21 protein-coding genes are annotated in these 15,863 nt (G+C 56.6%); 6 read left to right on the top strand and 15 right to left on the bottom strand.

Going from position 1 to position 15,863, the window contains the following annotated elements; translation table 11 throughout:
• The 13 genes from HV157_RS00245 to HV157_RS00185 form a co-directional block, all read right to left on the bottom strand.
• Window positions 1-357 carry a DUF2190 family protein gene (locus HV157_RS00245; protein ID WP_000537462.1) on the bottom strand — a complete coding sequence of 119 codons (357 nt, stop codon included), beginning with the start codon at window positions 355-357 and terminating at the stop codon, window positions 1-3.
• A 10-nt stretch (window positions 358-367) separates the two neighbouring features.
• Window positions 368-1,321, bottom strand: a complete 954-nt coding sequence (locus tag HV157_RS00240; RefSeq protein ID WP_155033402.1) for a hypothetical protein — start codon at window positions 1,319-1,321, stop codon at window positions 368-370.
• Between the two features lie 13 nt (window positions 1,322-1,334).
• Window positions 1,335-2,432, bottom strand: a complete 1,098-nt coding sequence (locus HV157_RS00235) for a hypothetical protein (RefSeq protein WP_032438842.1) — start codon at window positions 2,430-2,432, stop codon at window positions 1,335-1,337.
• Between the two features lie 214 nt (window positions 2,433-2,646).
• Window positions 2,647-3,105, bottom strand: coding sequence for a phage virion morphogenesis protein (locus HV157_RS00230; protein ID WP_032438841.1), 459 nt, complete (start codon window positions 3,103-3,105; stop codon window positions 2,647-2,649).
• 2 nt (window positions 3,106-3,107) lie between these two features.
• Window positions 3,108-3,929 carry a phage minor head protein gene (locus tag HV157_RS00225; protein WP_032438840.1) on the bottom strand — a complete coding sequence of 274 codons (822 nt, stop codon included), beginning with the start codon at window positions 3,927-3,929 and terminating at the stop codon, window positions 3,108-3,110.
• Window positions 3,910-5,406 carry a DUF935 domain-containing protein gene (locus tag HV157_RS00220; RefSeq protein WP_006687283.1) on the bottom strand — a complete coding sequence of 499 codons (1,497 nt, stop codon included), beginning with the start codon at window positions 5,404-5,406 and terminating at the stop codon, window positions 3,910-3,912. The genes HV157_RS00225 and HV157_RS00220 overlap by 20 nt, the downstream gene beginning before the upstream one ends.
• Window positions 5,406-6,929, bottom strand: a complete 1,524-nt coding sequence (locus HV157_RS00215) for a hypothetical protein (RefSeq protein ID WP_059329515.1) — start codon at window positions 6,927-6,929, stop codon at window positions 5,406-5,408. The genes HV157_RS00220 and HV157_RS00215 overlap by 1 nt, the downstream gene beginning before the upstream one ends.
• Window positions 6,926-7,471 (bottom strand): DUF3486 family protein, encoded by a 546-nt coding sequence (locus HV157_RS00210; RefSeq protein ID WP_000124057.1) that lies wholly within the window; start codon window positions 7,469-7,471, stop codon window positions 6,926-6,928. The genes HV157_RS00215 and HV157_RS00210 overlap by 4 nt, the downstream gene beginning before the upstream one ends.
• Window positions 7,471-7,782, bottom strand: a complete 312-nt coding sequence (locus tag HV157_RS00205) for a hypothetical protein (RefSeq protein ID WP_006122433.1) — start codon at window positions 7,780-7,782, stop codon at window positions 7,471-7,473. The genes HV157_RS00210 and HV157_RS00205 overlap by 1 nt, the downstream gene beginning before the upstream one ends.
• Entirely contained in the window at window positions 7,775-8,107 is a 333-nt protein-coding gene (locus tag HV157_RS00200; protein ID WP_058676526.1) for a hypothetical protein, read from the bottom strand. The genes HV157_RS00205 and HV157_RS00200 overlap by 8 nt, the downstream gene beginning before the upstream one ends.
• Window positions 8,104-8,757, bottom strand: coding sequence for a hypothetical protein (locus HV157_RS00195; RefSeq protein ID WP_054622932.1), 654 nt, complete (start codon window positions 8,755-8,757; stop codon window positions 8,104-8,106). Before HV157_RS00195 ends, HV157_RS00200 begins: the two co-directional genes overlap by 4 nt.
• Window positions 8,747-9,469, bottom strand: coding sequence for a transglycosylase SLT domain-containing protein (locus tag HV157_RS00190; RefSeq protein WP_072186041.1), 723 nt, complete (start codon window positions 9,467-9,469; stop codon window positions 8,747-8,749). Before HV157_RS00190 ends, HV157_RS00195 begins: the two co-directional genes overlap by 11 nt.
• Before the next feature lie 14 nt (window positions 9,470-9,483).
• Window positions 9,484-9,834 carry a putative holin gene (locus tag HV157_RS00185; protein ID WP_182378379.1) on the bottom strand — a complete coding sequence of 117 codons (351 nt, stop codon included), beginning with the start codon at window positions 9,832-9,834 and terminating at the stop codon, window positions 9,484-9,486.
• Between the two features lie 247 nt (window positions 9,835-10,081).
• Between HV157_RS00185 and HV157_RS00180 the strand changes: the two genes are divergently transcribed.
• Window positions 10,082-10,846, top strand: a complete 765-nt coding sequence (locus HV157_RS00180) for a DNA adenine methylase (protein WP_032438832.1) — start codon at window positions 10,082-10,084, stop codon at window positions 10,844-10,846.
• A gap of 12 nt (window positions 10,847-10,858) precedes the next feature.
• A complete protein-coding gene (locus HV157_RS00175; protein ID WP_032438830.1) occupies window positions 10,859-11,116 on the top strand; it encodes a hypothetical protein in 258 nt (85 codons plus the stop codon).
• A gap of 2 nt (window positions 11,117-11,118) precedes the next feature.
• On the opposite strand, the gene HV157_RS00170 is transcribed toward HV157_RS00175, so the two are convergent.
• Both HV157_RS00170 and HV157_RS00165 read right to left on the bottom strand, forming a co-directional pair.
• On the bottom strand, window positions 11,119-12,057 hold the full coding sequence (locus HV157_RS00170) for a hypothetical protein (protein WP_032438828.1): 939 nt from the start codon (window positions 12,055-12,057) through the stop codon (window positions 11,119-11,121).
• A gap of 123 nt (window positions 12,058-12,180) precedes the next feature.
• On the bottom strand, window positions 12,181-12,519 hold the full coding sequence (locus HV157_RS00165) for a helix-turn-helix transcriptional regulator (RefSeq protein WP_032438826.1): 339 nt from the start codon (window positions 12,517-12,519) through the stop codon (window positions 12,181-12,183).
• 100 nt (window positions 12,520-12,619) lie between these two features.
• Here HV157_RS00165 and HV157_RS00160 point away from each other — a divergent pair, with 100 nt between their 5' ends.
• Genes HV157_RS00160 through HV157_RS00145 form a run of 4 tightly spaced genes read left to right on the top strand, consistent with a single transcriptional unit; the run spans window position 12,620 to window position 15,857 of the window.
• Entirely contained in the window at window positions 12,620-12,808 is a 189-nt protein-coding gene (locus HV157_RS00160; RefSeq protein ID WP_032438825.1) for a DNA-binding protein, read from the top strand.
• A gap of 52 nt (window positions 12,809-12,860) precedes the next feature.
• Window positions 12,861-13,166, top strand: a complete 306-nt coding sequence (locus HV157_RS00155; protein ID WP_020803508.1) for a helix-turn-helix domain-containing protein — start codon at window positions 12,861-12,863, stop codon at window positions 13,164-13,166.
• 9 nt (window positions 13,167-13,175) lie between these two features.
• Complete coding sequence (locus tag HV157_RS00150) at window positions 13,176-14,084, top strand: DUF3102 domain-containing protein (RefSeq protein WP_032438823.1); 909 nt, start codon at window positions 13,176-13,178, stop codon at window positions 14,082-14,084.
• A 3-nt stretch (window positions 14,085-14,087) separates the two neighbouring features.
• Window positions 14,088-15,857: a DDE-type integrase/transposase/recombinase gene (locus HV157_RS00145; RefSeq protein WP_182378377.1), complete on the top strand. Its 1,770-nt coding sequence runs from the start codon at window positions 14,088-14,090 to the stop codon at window positions 15,855-15,857.
• The last annotated feature ends 6 nt before the right edge of the window (window positions 15,858-15,863 follow it).

The following is a 15,863-nucleotide window of genomic DNA, read 5'->3' as shown; positions in this document are numbered from 1 at the left end:
TCACACCCCGCGCAGGATACGGATAACGTCACCTTCGGCCAGCGCCTCATCCAGCGCAATCCCGGCAGAAATGCCCGCCGGGGTCTCGCCCGATGCGGCTGTCTGGGGAACGGCGCAGGCATTCTCATCCGACTGGACGTTCTGCCCTTTAGCAATCGCAGCACCAGCCTCGACGGCAACAATACCCAGTACGTTGACCGGCGTTACATCACCGGCAGCAGCATCCACCTCTGCCACACCGAGCGCCACGGCACCGGCCTGACAGGGGCCATTATCGGCACCGACAAAGCGCTGTTGCGTCAGCGCCGCGCTGGCCGTCACGGTGGTGGTCAGAATGACCTGTTGAGTTGTACCCATGACCGTCTCCTTATTTCACGATGTTGGTGACGAGATACCCGGCATCGCCACCGACCACGGCGACTTTGTAGATATCGGTATAACGGCAGTACTTCACTTTGCCGCCGACACCGTCGTATTTATCCGCCACCGGCATCCCTTTACGGCGCAGGGTGTAACCGAATGACGGCTCGTTTTCGTCGGCGCTGTCGGTGCCTGGTTGCGGTTTGCCAACGTAATGCAGCATCAGGTTGTCACCCCAGATATCGGTCGGGACTTTGTCCTTGTTCTGCGCGTCTTTCATGGAGGCCATGGAGACCGGCTCGCCGATCGCCACATCTTCCAGTTGGAAAAGGTCTTTCAGAATTTCGATGGTGATACGCTTGCGCTCGTTGGCACCAATCGCGGCCTGAATCGCCGGGTGGAACTTCAGCAGCGACATCACGCTGGCCCCCATGGTCATCAGGTTCGGACGCAGGCCGGTGGCGTTACGCACCGCTTCGATCCCGCCTTCAATGATGCCAATCGGGTCACCCTTGCCACCGCCCCAGCGGTCAGCCGCAGCCAGCGCTTTGACGTTAGCCGCGCGATAGACGTTTTTGTCCTGGGCCAGACGGGCCGCATACAGTTCGCGCTTCAGGTTGACGCCGCTCGTCACACGGCGAATGGCTTTGGCCTCTTCGTTGAACATCGACTCCGCCTGCTCGCGATAGTCCACCGGCGCAGCCAGATCGTGCTCGTTGAGAACCAGGTCCAGCTTGCCGGTTTTCTCGCGCACCAGAACGTTACTGTCAGCCCCCACGGCACGCTCGGTGTCGTACTCCACAAAAGCGGATTTACCGAAGGTCGGCACGGTCACACCTTCCTTATCGGTAAGGACAATGGGGAAGATGCGTTCGCCGATGAACTCGGCATTTTTATAACCGCGTGCGATGCTGGTCAGCACCGGGTCAACGACGCGCTTACCCTTTAAATAGTCAGACATGTTCTCTCCTTAATTACAGGCAGCGGGAGACAGCAGCGTCGTAGCTGATGCCTTCTTTTTTCGACAGTTCCAGCGCTTTCTGATGCAGCGCCAGACGTTCCGGGTCGGCTTCAGCAAACTCCGCTGACGTCGTTTTGATATCCGTGTTCACGCGGTCTTTGGTCGCGTGCTCACTGAAATTCAGTACCGGATCAGTGCTGTCCAGCAGCGTCTTAAACGCCGTGGCCAGCGGGGTGCGGGTATCGCCTTCAGCAAACTCAACCGGCTTGTCACCTGCAGAAACCGCGTCCAGGATGGCCACGACTACCGACTTCGCTTTGGGGGCCAGGCGGCCATCGCCAACCAGCTTCTCGGCAAAGGAGACGTTCTCCGCGTGCAGTTTGTCCTGCTTGCTCTTCGCTTCCTGTTCTGCCCGCTGGGTGGCTTCCGCTTTCAGACGTGTGTTTTCCGCCTGAAGCGCTTTGATTTCTTCTTCAGTCATGGTGCTGTTCTCTTGTTGAGGGTTGGGATTGTGCTCACTGAAGTCCGGTTCAGACTTCCCGGTGTCGCGGTAAGCCTCTTCACGCAGGGAGTCCACCTGCCATGAAGGAAGCACCTTATCGGTCTCGTCCAGCCCGAACTGAGCAATCAGAAAATCGCGCAGACGGCCCCATAAAGAGGCATTGGTGATATCACTCCAGTCGGCAAACTCCACGACGCCTTCTTCTTTCTCACCAAACGAAACCTGCTTCAGCCCCTTAATGGAAGGTGGCTGCGCCCCCAGAAAGCCGACATGACGCAGGTAAAGCGTGCCGGGCTTCGGGTTGTTCGGTGAGTCAGGGAGATAGAACGAGGCGGAGACCTTCTTGAAGCGTCCGTTGCCCACCAGTTCGGCAAACTGCGGGTCGAGCTGGTCAGGCTCTGCCAGCAGATCGCCGCCGTTAAGCGACAGGGACTTCACCCAGCCCCACGCCGGGTCTTCCGTTTTTGGGTGGCCAATAACGAGTGGTGCTTCATGGACGGACGGGTCATAGGCTTTCACGCAGGCGGCAAGATCGCTTTGCGTGAACGGCAGTTTCGTGCCGTGCATATCGGTATGAGTACCGGCTTTAAAAATGTGAATGGCTGGCATTTTGCTGTCCCGCGTTACGTTGTCGGGGACAGTCTGTGGAAAAAGCGTCAGCGGCGCTTTTAATCTGCTTTAGAAAAAATCGGGGGTATCAGTACGGGGAATGTCACGCTGCAGGCGAATAGTGGTGCAAAGCGGGGGCTGTAAAGCCTTTATAAAGGTAATACAGCCCCTCAGCGGCTGGCAATGATAAATCACCCGCCTGTAGAGACAAAACTCAGCGACGGGCCGCTGCTTCAAGATGGCGGACAATCGTATCGAGGATGGGGACAACCACTTCAGGCTGCAGTTCACCGTCCCCCGTCAGCGGCAGGAAAGGACGGGCCGGAAGTTCGACGGACTCATTACGCCCCGTTTTACCCCCACACTGGTGAATAGCGCCGTAAACAACGTTAGTGCCGACAGCAGCCTGCCGGTCATCATGATCGGTTGATACTGACCCCATCAGACGCCCGGTATCCTGCAGTGTTTGCCCGTCGCGCTCCTGCGCTGCCAGCGAGGGAGTCCACCCCGGACGCCCCTCATCGAGAAAGTTAAACTGCGTTTCCGCCAGCAGGGTTCCGGCGATTTTGCGCATCGCGGGTTCCAGGTCTGTGGCAGCCAGATCCAGCGCACGGAGGCTCCGGCGCAGGGATTCATCGTTAATGGTGACATTGACCAGGTTATCGGAAGCCATCGTTATCCTCTCAGTTCCTGCTGTGCCAGCGGTTGAAGCGTACCCTGATAGCGGGCAAGGTCGGGACGGTATGCAGCCCCCGGCGCATAAGACCAGCCGACGTCGGTGGCCACCTTCGTGGTGCCGGTATTGAAGGTAGCGACATTCTGCATCTCGCCTGTTTTCTCTGAGACCAGCTTCAGCTCCCATCCCATGGCTGAGCCAGAACCTGACACCTTCAGGCCACGGGCACGCACATCCGCCGCGCTCAGGGCAATCACGCCACAACGGCAGCGCCAGCCGTTCGGCGGGTAGAACGCCTGCCAGAACGGGTCATCATAGCGCAGCACCAGACCATGCAGCGCCAGATGGCTCTTGCGGGTATGGCTGTCGTTGATGCCGGTATACATCCAGTACGGCCTGTCGTCGACGTTCTCCATCTGCTCGGCCCAGCGACCGGCGCTGTAGAGTACGGACATATTGGTGCGAAAGATGGTGTCGAGCCGCCACGGGCTGCCCTGCTGGATGGTGACCGGCTCGCCCGTTACCGGGTCGGTGGTATCACGTGGCCCCCACCATCCCTTGCGCTGCAGCTCCGGCTCCAGCTCCTGCCGGAACCAGCGGCCTGTTTTTCCTTCATCGACAGCCTGCTGCAGTGCCCCGCGAATATCTTCCAGGATATCAAGGCGGGTCACTTTGGCGACGGTAAAGGCGCGGGCATGGGCATCCTGCCACATCTCCTCCCAGTCCCACGTGAAGCTATACCCTTTGGACTTCAGGTAACTGATAGCCCGTTTGGGGGGCAGCGTCATGCAGTACGCCAGTTCAGCCGTTGTCACGCTCATGCAGACGCCCCCAGACAGTTGCAACAAACATAATCCGTGCCAGCCGTTCCTGCAGGTCTTCAGCGTTCATCTGCGGGTACAGCTCGGCCAGTTCGCCCAGCAGCTCAGACGGATTGACGCCATCTTCAACCCGCTTAAACAGAGGAGCCAGTACGGGTTCCAGCGTGCCATTTAACGCGCCTCCGTTCATCAGAATATCCAGCGCGTCGTCCAGGGCCTGCTGTGCCTGAATATCGGCATCAATCGCCTCGGCAAATGACAGCGGCAGCATGTTCTTCTGGCGTTCTGACGGTGGTGTCTCGTCAATATCACCGTCCTGCAGCTGGTACTCACGCTTGAAGTATTGCGGGGTGAAGACCACACCGGCACGGCTGAGTTTCTCGTCGCGGGTTGCCTGGGTATCGTCGACCGTTCCCTGTTCCCACATCTTCCAGACGGGGCTGGCCACATCGCCAAAGTTCATTGATACCGCCATCCTGATGGCCTGATTCACCGCGCTTTCCACGATATCAGCGTCAGCGTCACGGATATCATCGGTGACTTCCAGTCCGGCCTGCGCGGAGGCGCGGTTACTGTTGGCCTCGGTGGTCTGGTTCTGCCCCAGCAGGGCGATGGAGATTTCACTGCGGGCAAGCGTGATCAGGTTCTGATAAATATCGCTGCTGTCGGCCTTGCCTGCGGCCTCCTTAATTTCAATGGAGGAATCGTCGGGGATAGCGGCCACCGCGTCTTCCACCATTGCCTCCATGGAATCCAGCAGCAGGTCAATCTCACCCTGAGCGGTACCGCGCGGATGCTTGCCGATAACCCACGGTGAGCCATATTTCTCGGCAAAGCGCACCCAGAACTTCATGCCGCCTTTTTTGAAGGTCACGGGCCAGAAGCACATCGACAGGTCAGGGAAGCCATACGGGTTATCGTAGGTCGCGTCCTGACGCGGTACCACAAACTTGTTCAGCGGTACCGGCTCGCCTTCCAGCCCGGCGTCCTTGGCGCGAAAGCGCAGCAGGTTGTCGTTGTCGAACTGGAACCACTCAGGGGGTTTACCTACGATATCGGCAATGGCCCAGGATTTAACAGAGCGTCCCCACATGATCTCACAGGGCTGATACCCGTAGAGAACGGCGTCGGTCATCTCGCCGATGATGCGGGACAGATCCAGATCGTCGAGCATATCCCGGATGAAGCTGAATACCCGCGCCGGGGCATGACCACGTTCAAGACCGCGCTCCAGCGATTTGACCGCCGCCTTACGCCTGCGGATGCAGCCACCGACCAGCGGGTCGGTACGCAGCTCGCGATAGATGCGGATATCCCGGCCCTGAGATTTCAGAATGGGGTCAGGGTTAGGCAGGTACATCCCCAGCCCGAAGAAGTCGATGGAACGGCTGCGCGAGGCGATCTGCTCCGTCAGTGTTTTATTAGGTTCGGCAAATTTGACGAACTCACTGGGTGAAACCCAGAGTCCACGGGCCATCAGTAATCCTCCAGCATACGGGCCGCCTGACGACGACGGCGTGAGCTTGCCTTCACCGGCCCTTTGTTAATTTCACGACTGGCGAAGTACGCCAGCGCCAGTGCGATGGCTGAATCCCCGTGACGCTTGCCACTGTCAGACTTCGCTTTTGAGCGCTGTTCCGGCACGCGGGGAACGCCGTTTACCACCTGAACGGCCCGCAGGTCATCCAGCGTATCTTCATCCTTCGGTAAATCCACCAGGTTGCCATCTTCCAGCGCAGCCTTGACCGGCGGCATATGCTCGCGATACCAGTTTTCAGTTGGCATCACCTGCTTAACCCGGCTGGAGCCGTAGCGCTGCATGGCGTATTCGGCGAGGTAAGAGCCGTTACCACGGGCATCAAGCGCCGCGCCTATCAGGTTTGGCAGGCCGTCCATCAGGTACCAGGCGATTTGCTCCTGCTGTTTGAACGGCACGTTGCGCAGCTCCAGCACGAACGGCACGCGGCGAACCAGGTTCTTCTCCTGCAGCAGGGGATAGTCCACCGACAGGTCACCGCTGCGGCCAAAGTCGCGACCCAGGAAAGAACGTGCGTCAGCGGGGAGCGCCTCCAGCAACGGTTTCAGATGTGTATCAAGCCACTCCTGCGTCTCGCTCCAGCGGACATCATCGGGCTTCAGCTCGTAACCCTCCGGGCAGGTCAGACGCAACACCGGCGTGCCAGCCGACATACGGGACTCAATCAGGGCGCGGGACAGCCAGGCTCCGCCACCGTTGGCCGGAACACAGTCAAGCTCCTCCGATGCACCGGCACCGTAGAATTTGTACACCGATGCCATCCACGCCTGCTCGGATGCTTCCGACCATTCTTTCCCGGTACGCAGGCAGACGCGGTGGAACAGCCCTTGGGACACAGCCTCCTGAAAAGTAATGCGATGTACGCTGCCCCCCTGACGCCCGGCCCGGATATCACCGATAAGCGTATTGAACGGGTTATCGTCACCGTCATGGGTGGAGATAACGCGCACTTTACCGCCCCAGATAAGCATCGCCAGCGCCGCCTTCAGCAGTTCGTCCAGTTGCTCATGGAACGCCGCTTCGTCGATAACGATGATGCCCTGACGGCCACGCAGGTTAGACGGACGGCTGGAGAGCGCGACAACGCGGAAGCCGGAGTCAGGGAATTTGATGGTGTAGGTCTTGATATGCTTGTCGTCTTCGTCCTCTTCCCAGAAACCCTCTTCGATTTCACTGGCGGCATAGTTGAATGCCCGCGCCCACATCGCACACGCCTGGATATATTCGACGGTCATGTCCTGGTTATAGGCGATGTAATACACGTTCATCCCACCCGCAGGGGCTGAAGAGGCTGCGGTCAGCACGTCATCGGACGCCTCAGCCCAGGTGATACCGGTACGGCGGCTCTTCTCAATCACCTTGAGCGGAGACGTGTCAGCCACCCAGCGCTGCTGGTAGGGCATCAGAACGGCGGGGATATCCAGCGCCGAGGTGTCAGGCAAAACAGGAGCAAGCTGGCTCATGAGGCAATCCCCAGAATTTCACGACGCAGCGCCTGTACCGCATCGGTTGACAGTCCACCCTTACGGGCAATTTTCTCGGCGTTGCTGGCCGCCTGCTGCGCTCTGGCCCGGACTTCAGACTGGAACTTCTTGAGGTTGACGGAAGCGCGGGACAGCGTGGCCACGTTCTTTGCCACCTTCGACAACAGCGCCACGCGCTCTTTGGGGTCGACTTCGCCTTCTTCCGCTTCCTGCAGCTGGACGATGCTCTCGAACAGCTCGGTCTGAATCAGGGCGATCACCGCCTCCGAACGTGCATCCTGATCGTCAGCCGCACCTTCGGTCAGCATCCGGGCCGCTTCAGTGGCTGCACGGATAGCGCCATAGCGGCGCTCAATCTTCTGGCCATAGCGATGGATAGCCGATTTGCTGATGACATAACCCTGCTCACGCAGCAGGGACTCCAGCTCGTTATACCCGCTGAAGCCGGATTCAGTCAGCGCCCGCTCAAGCCAGCGACGCACGTCTTCCGGCAGCTTTTCTATCGTGCTGCGTCTGGCCATCATTCACTCCAGTACTTTTCCGGGCGGGCGATGCCGGGGCCGCATTCCACGGTGTACTCAACCAGATCGACACCGAGGCGGGTCAGGTCGGCAAACCAGTCGCCGGAGGGTTTTTTCTCCAGATCAACCATTTTGCGATCAGCCAGATAATCCAGCTCACGGCGCAGTTCCAGCGGTGTGGTGTCCGGGTAGATGGCGCGGGACACGTCCAGCAGCAGCGTCTCGCTGGCGGTGTACGGGCGGGTTTTGTTCAGAGCAACCAGCAGACTCCAGCGCAGGGACTCCCGGCGCACGCGGGCGATATCAACCATTACGACCTCCTGTATGGCGGTACTGCTGTACCAGTTCCAGTTTGTTGTAGAGCGCGTCCAGCTTGGCTTCGATGACCGTCTGGCCCCGGATATAATCCTCGCGGCGGACGTAGTTCAGCGGTAAATCCGCCTTAAACCGCATAAATTCTTTTTCCAGCTCGCCCCAGTTGGAGGCGGACTGTTGTAGCGACTGCTCAAGGGAGGCGAACCGCGCCGCCTGACGCTCTTCCGCTTTACTGAACAGCCACTTGGCCATACCGCCGACAAAGCTCATGAATGTGATGAGAAAGCCCACCACCGTCCAGAATTCAACCTGCAACGTCATTTCTGTAATCCTTCCCGTTCGTCCAGCAGCCCGTTTATCTGGCTGCGCCAGCTGCGGCACTGCTTCGCGTTGTCGATGATGTTGGCGAGGACGTCACGCTGGGAGACGCCTGAGTCGCGTAGCCAGGCGTCAGCGGTTTCAGGTCGCCCGGACGCTGCCCCAGAGCCGGTGCCAGCGGCGGAAACTGAGTCTGAATGACCGGTGTCGACGGATGCGTTGACATATCCGAGCGCGGCGTTGTACTGGCGCACGAAACCGCGAGTAAACACGCACTCAATGGGATGGCTCTTACCTTTTTCATCAATCCAGCGCTGTGTGACATCGTTAATTTGCCCCTGTAGTTGTTTGTTCTGGCTCTCCAGTTGAGCAATCTGCTCAAGGTAACTGGCTTCAGCCTGCTGCCCGGCGGCAACCTGCTCCTGATACCGTTTTGCCCAGGCCCGCAGCGCAGCGTTCTCAAGCGTTGCCTGCTCCGTTTTGTACGTGTCGAATGCTGACTGCAACTCACTGATCGCCTTATCGCCGTCGCGCGTGGCGTTTTCATGCCCGCTTTTGTAGCCCAGGTAATAAAGTCCAATCAGAAAAGCATTTATGACCACTGCCAGCAGCAGACTGCGCCACGGCAGATTTTTTAGCAGGTTAGTCCACACAGCTGCCGCCCCCCCATGTCAGATAACGGGGGGCCAGTTCGTGCAGGATGCGCTGCGGATAATGACGGTTCTCCCGCCAGTTGGCAGCGCTGCGTCCGGCATTCACCGTGGCGACATGACCAAACCAGCGGGTGCTGTCCAGCCCCTGCTGCGAGGCCAGCCGCTTGTCCCGCTGTACCCAGCCCAGACCGCCGTTATAGCCCGACAGCGTCATGGCCATACGCTCGCAGCCGTTGACGGCGCTGACGCGCTGCCACAGCCAGCGGTCATAGCTGACCAGCGCCCGGATGGCCCATGCCGGATTGAACGGCTCACGGCTGTTAAGCCCCGGCATCAGCTGGCTTATCCAGTCGGCGGTGGCGGGCATAAACTGCGCCAGCCCCTGAGCGCCAACCGGCGAGACCGCATCAGGTCGCCAGCCGCTCTCCTGATGCAGCTGCGCGGCGAAGTCTGCCACCGGCGCAGCCATTCCCCATTCAAGCCGGGCATTACGGATCACATCGTCGCGATACTGCAGCGCGGCTTGCGGTGGCTGGGCTGCGCGGGCCTGACTGAAGAAGCCGCCACACCAGAGCAGCCAGGCTACCGTTACTGAACCAAAGAGCTGCCACCAGAAACTGTGCTTACCCGTGCGGACCTGCCCGTGGCGGGCCAGTTCGATGCCCAGCCCCAGCAGTACCAGCACGGCCCAGACAACCTGAGGCCAGTACATATAGAGGGTCATCATTAAAGCCCCGTCGCTACGGCCAGACAGACTGCGGCAACAATCAGCGCACGGCGGATTAGCGCAGCGGAAAAGACCAGGTGAAGGCCTGTCTGTACCGGGTAACGCCCGTCGGCCATCAGCCTGTCGTCATGCTTCAGGTACTGACCTGGCCTGGCTTTGGGGAAAAGCGAACGGTCAAGCCAGTAGCCCAATACTGCCGCCAGCGTGATGAGTGACAGCTTGTAGACAACCACCGGCAGCTGCTGGGGCGATACCAGACCGATGGTGCCGAGCAGCAGCACTGAGGTCAGCAGCCAGCCGCTGAGACGTGGCTTTTTAACAGGGGGAATGAATTTTTTCAGGTTTTTCATGGGTGTCTCCTTGTGTAGTGGAGACAGCATCACAAATGGTCGGGGAAAGGGATTTTAAACAGCGTTAATAGTGAGGATGCGGACGTGAACCGCATGATGGCTTTGAAAGAACGACCAGCCCGGTGCTGTAACACCAGGCTGGTCATCAACCCACAGGTATGCACTGTGAGCCGACCAGGGTTCAGTCAGTCTCGCGAGACCTGACTAGCCTGCCATATTTTCATTGATTGCAAAAAGCTTACGGATAATGAAAGAACAATCTTTACCCATCGTCCCATGGATTGGCGGCAAACGTCGTCTGGCTAAACATATTCTGCCGCTGTTTCCGGCCCATACCTGCTATGTGGAGCCGTTCTGCGGGGCAGCTGCGCTCTATTTTCTCAAGACGCCCAGCAAGACCGAAGTCATTAACGATATCAACGGGGAGCTGGTGAACCTCTATCGGGTGGTCAAGCATCATCTGGAAGAATTTGTTCGCCAGTTCAAATGGGCGCTGGTCAGCCGTCAGATTTATAAATGGTTGCAGGATACGCCGGAAGAAACGCTCACCGACATTCAGCGGGCGGCCCGGTTCTACTACCTGCAGAAACAGGCGTTTGGCGGCAAGGTGGCCGATCACTCGTTCGGAACCTCCACCACAAGTGCGCCGCGCTTTAACCTCCTGCGCATCGAAGAAGAACTGTCGATGGCACACCTGCGCCTGTCCAGAACGCTGATAGAGCATCTGGACTGGCACCAATGCATAGAGCGTTATGATCGCCCGCATACGCTGTTCTACTGTGATCCACCGTACTGGGGAACAGAGGGCTATGGGGTGGATTTTCCAATAGGGAACTATATCCACATGTCGGAACTGGCGCGGAGTATCAAAGGGAAAATGATTATATCGGTGAACGATATCCCAGAGATGAGGCAGGCTTTCAAAGGCCTCAACATCCAGACCGTTTGCATCAACTACAGCCTGTCGGGTAAGTCATCACCGCGCCAGGAACTTGTGATATGCAATTTCTGAAAGGAGAAACGCATGAGTTCAGCAACTAATAAACCCAAACACTCATACTTAATGGGAATAACCTGCGATGAGCATGAAACTGCAGCAAAAATCTACACACTTAGCGTCAATGCCGACAATCTGGCAGAGGCAATAAGAGAGATGCAGGCCGCGCTTGAGCAGGTGGAGAAAACGCCACGAATGCTCCCTGAAAATAAGCTGAAAGGAATACTCATTGGAGAGATAAGACTGACCATCAGCGCCAATCCCCAAAGCAGAAAGCCTTGCTAATGTCAGTTTATCGGGCAGCTCCAGCTAGTCTTGTCATCAGGTGTAAATATCATCAGACAGCCCGCTCTTGGAGGTTTATTGTCTGACGTAGGGGGTAACACCTCCATTTTTTTCTCTACTGGTGGAGCTTGCCTGATTTCTTTTGCACAACTCACAGCGCTTTCATGATATGAGTCATATTGACGTTTAATTTGTTTTAAAGCGGAACCCGCTCGTTGAGGGTCATTTGAAGATAAATCTTTAAGTGAGCTAATTTGTGTAGACCACCATTGCTGAGCGTTAGCCCCCGCCATCCTGCAAGAGCCATAAGCTGGGAACATATCCCCCTCCATTACAAACTGCTTACCCTCACTCTCCAGTTGCCTGAACAATCTGGCGTAGTTAGGAAAATCATCTGGTTGCCAGTCTGTTTTTTGCTTAACCATCTGCACGATATCCCACATTTTTTTTAGATATGCGACACCAATATCTACACGTTGTTTGTCGTTTAACTTTGCAAAATCATACGGCACATAGGTTAATTCGTCGGCATTGAAATAGAACCAATAGTCGCTATCTAAATCCTGCACAACTCTATCTAGGGCAACGGATTTACAGGCTCTTTTAGGCACTTTTATAGCTGTACCTTCTTTATTGATCTCGATGAAGCAATTATTCCCCTGAGAGAGATAATCTGCGGGTATGTTTGCATTTTCGGGAACATGAAACACGATAGTGAGCCAATGATTTTGCTCAACGTGAATATTTTCGAACTGATCTGCGTACCGATTTAACCCTGGCAGTAGATTTTTGATAGCAGGCAACAGCTTGTTTACAGTCAAATCGTCCGTTTTTACATTGAATTCTACGGACGGAGTAGAAGGAGAATCCGATACACCATCTGATCCACTATCACAACCGACCAGCAATGACAGAGCTAAGACCAAAAACATCTTACGCATATATATCCTTATGTTGTCTGTTAGAACGTTCTAACCCTATTTATTCTTTTTGTAACTTAGCCTGCGAAAGGTAGCAAAATCGACCACATTATCTTTACTTTCAGCCCCTTTTTACCAGTGTGCTCAACTAGCAAACTTGCTGGGCTTTGGCTGAGTGAGGACTTTGCCGACCTCAAGAATAGCCCTCCGCTGCTCGGGACTCATGTCGTCGAACGCGTCCATTAACTCTTTCTTTTCTTGTGACTCGTAAGGTGCAACAACAGGTTGGCTCCTCATCCCAGTAACTACATACAAAACATCCACGCCGATTTCTGATAGTGCAGATAACTGCACTGCAGTTGGGGAAGTGCGATCTTTCTCCCAATCTATGAAAGTTCTCTTCGCCACACCTATAGCGTCAGCTAACCCTTGCTGCGTAAGGGATAGACGTTCTCTTTCTTCTTTAATACGTAAACCGATCATGTGAGTATTTCTGCACTCTTAAAGTTGACTGGTGAGGAAATCTGCACCATAATCTATCACACATAAGGCAAACATCATTGCATGAACAAAGGAGACAACGATGACTGCAGAACAAGTCAAATCTCTCTTCCGCCAGCGCGGGGTCACTTTCACCCGCTGGGCTGAAGAAAACGGCTACAGCCGCAATGAGGTCTACCGTGTTCTTAACGGCTTCACCAAAGCTCGTTACGGCAAATCACACGAAATTGCCGTGAAGCTGGGTCTGAAACCAGATTCGAATGCGGCGTAACGTTTTAGTCCGTGTAACAGATTATCACATATCGCAAAAAGGGGAATGTGACATGAGTAAGGCAAATGTATCCAGTTCTGGCTCCCGCATTCTGCGCGTTCTTAAAGCACTGCGTGGCCACGCCCTGAACGGTGTTTCTAACGGTGAACTGGCATCGGCTCTGGGCGAGTCACCGGCGAATATCAATCGTGCGCTCAATACCCTTATCGAAGAAGGACTGGCCCTGAAACTGGATAACGGGCGCTTCGCCCCTGGAGTCCAGCTCTTACAAATCGCCATGGCGCACAGCACCGAGATGGCGCGGGCGCAGGATCGTATTAATGAAATCAACCAGCGTGTTATGGCTGGCAGTCGCTAAGGAGTTGAAATGGGACGCACAAAATCACAACCAGTTGAACTGATGGAAGATGCGCCGGTAAGTGATGGCCTCAACATTAGTCTTAATGCCATGACTGAACATCGCCTCGAAATCATGCAGCAGTTCGGTGATGGCCTGCCGTATGAACGTGATCGGATTATTCATGAGGCTCGCTTTTATATGGCGCAAAGTGCCGAGTCTATGCTCGAAGCCGGTAAGCGTTTGGTGATATTGAAAGAGAATGAGCCGCATGGGGAGTTTATTAACGTCCTCGAAAATGAGTTGGGCTTACCATACCGAACTTCCGTAAGAATGATGCAGGCTGCTACTAAATATTTATCTCCCACACTGAAATCAAATGTGCCAGCGCTGGCACATTTGGGCAAAACTAAACTGTTCGAATTAATAGCAGAGGACGACGAAGAGCTATCAGAGTTAGCCGAAGGCGGCACCATTGCAGGCTTAACCCTAGATGATATCGATCGCATGACCAGCCGCGAACTCCGGGCTGCATTACGCGAAGCCCGCGAAACCAACGCAGCACAACAGCGCGTGCTCGCCGACAAAAACGAAAAAATCGACTCTCTCTCCACCAAACTGGAGAAGAAATCCCGTATCCAGCCCCCTAAGCCTGACGAAGAGGTGAAGAAACTGCGCGCGGAAGTGACGGCATTAGCGGTTGAGGCGGAATCTGCCATCGCCGTTCGACTGTCCAGCGCCTTTGAGACCCTGTGCGCATACTGTGCTGAAAATATGATTGATACCCCCAGAGACTTTATGGCCGGTCTGGTCTGCCAGCTGGAAAGCACCGCGCGTAGCCTGCGCTCCACATTTGACCTGCCGGATGAGCCGACAGGTAACGCCGCCCCTTCATGGCTGACTGAACCGACGCCACAGATTAACGGGCAGGAGGCATAACCGATGAGTGCCGCCCTGACTGAACGACTGGTTTATGTTGCCCGCGCGGCACGTGACGCGGGGCATGGTAAGCGCGGTGCGATATACGACGCCGCCTGCGCTGAACTGGGCATGTCCCGCGCCACCCTGCTGCGCAAGCTGAAGGAGGTATCAGTGACTGACAAACGCAAAAAACGCGCCGATGCCGGGCGCAGCGCCCTGAGCCGCGACGAGGCCGCGCTGATCTCCGCCACGCTGCGCGAGGCCACCCGTAAGAACGGTAAACGCCTGTATTCCATCGCGGATGCGGTGGAGACCCTGCGGTCAAACGGCTTTATCACTGCTGGCAGAACGGACGAGGCCACAGGCGAGTTTTTCCCGCTGTCTGAGGACACCATCAGCCGCGCCCTGCGGAACTATGGTTTGCACCCGGAACAGCTTGACGCACCGGCTCCGTCATCCGAGATGGCCAGCCTGCATCCCAATCACGTCTGGGAGATTGATGCCTCACTTTGTACGCTTTACTACCTGAGCAACGGTCATAAAGGGCTGCAGGTGATGGACAGCGCTAAGTTCTACAAGAACAAGCCTGCCAACATCGCCCGCATCGCCAGTGACCGCGTGTGGAGTTATGAGATTACCGACCATACCAGCGGCTGGATTTACGTTGAATACGTGATGGGCGCGGAGTCCGGTGAGAACCTCTGTTCTGTTCTTATTAACGCCATGCAGGAACGCGGCGGCGCTGACGTGCTGCACGGCGTGCCCAAAATACTCTACCTCGACCCCGGCTCGGCGAACACCGCTGGCATGACGAAAAACATGTGCCGCTCGCTGGGCATCAATCTGATAGCGCACAAGCCGCATAACGCCCGCGCCACCGGGCAGGTGGAAAAGGCCCGTGACATTATCGAACGCAAACTGGAGCCAGGTCTCAAATTCCAGCCGGTTCATAGCCTGGACGAACTGAACGCGCTGGCGGTGAAATGGCGCAGCCACTTTAACGCCACGGCGGTCCACAGCCGCCACGGTAAAACCCGCACGGATATCTGGCTGAAGATTACTGCTGACCAGCTGAAAAAAGCGCCATCCGTTGAGGTTTGCCGCGAACTGGCGGTGGCCGCACCTGAACTCCGCAAGGTTACGTCAAAACTGCGCGTCTCGTTCCGGGGCAATGAGTTTGACGTTTCGACGGTACCGGGCGTACTGGTCGGCGAAAAACTGATGATTACCCGTAACCCGTGGCGCAACGATGTGGCGCAGGTGGTACTGACCGGTGAGGACGGGCACGAGACGTTCTTCCTGGTCGAAGAGGTCAGAAAGAACGAGTTCGGCTTTGCCGAAAGCGCGGCGGTATTTGGCGAAAGCTACAAAGCCCTGCCGGAGACCCCGGCGCAGACGGCTGCAAAAGAAATCGAAGAGCTGGTCACGGGCACCGATAACGCCACCGATGCAGCTGCTGCACGCAAGGCGAAGGCGCTGCCGTTCGGCGGGCGACTTGACCCGTACAAACATATCGACGACACCACGCTTCCGGCCTATATGCCGAAGCGCGGTCAGGCTTCAGACGTGCGCGGGCCGCGTATTGAGCAGCGTCCGCTGACCCATGTGGAGGCCGCGAAAGCCCTGCGCGAGAAGTTCAGCGTTAACGGCCACATCTGGACGCCGGAACATTACCGCCAGTTAACGGCGCAGTACCCGGATGGCGTACCGGAAGCCACGCTGGATGAGGTCATGGTCACCCTGACCACTCCGGCCCGCAACAGCGTTATCAGCATCGTTAACGGTAACTGAGGAGGA

This window comes from Enterobacter sp. RHBSTW-00318 (assembly GCF_014101375.1).
Taxonomy (GTDB): Bacteria; Pseudomonadota; Gammaproteobacteria; order Enterobacterales; family Enterobacteriaceae; genus Enterobacter; species Enterobacter ludwigii.
The sequence above is the reverse complement of the archived record's forward strand: the minus strand, read 5'-3'. Positions and strand labels throughout refer to the sequence as shown.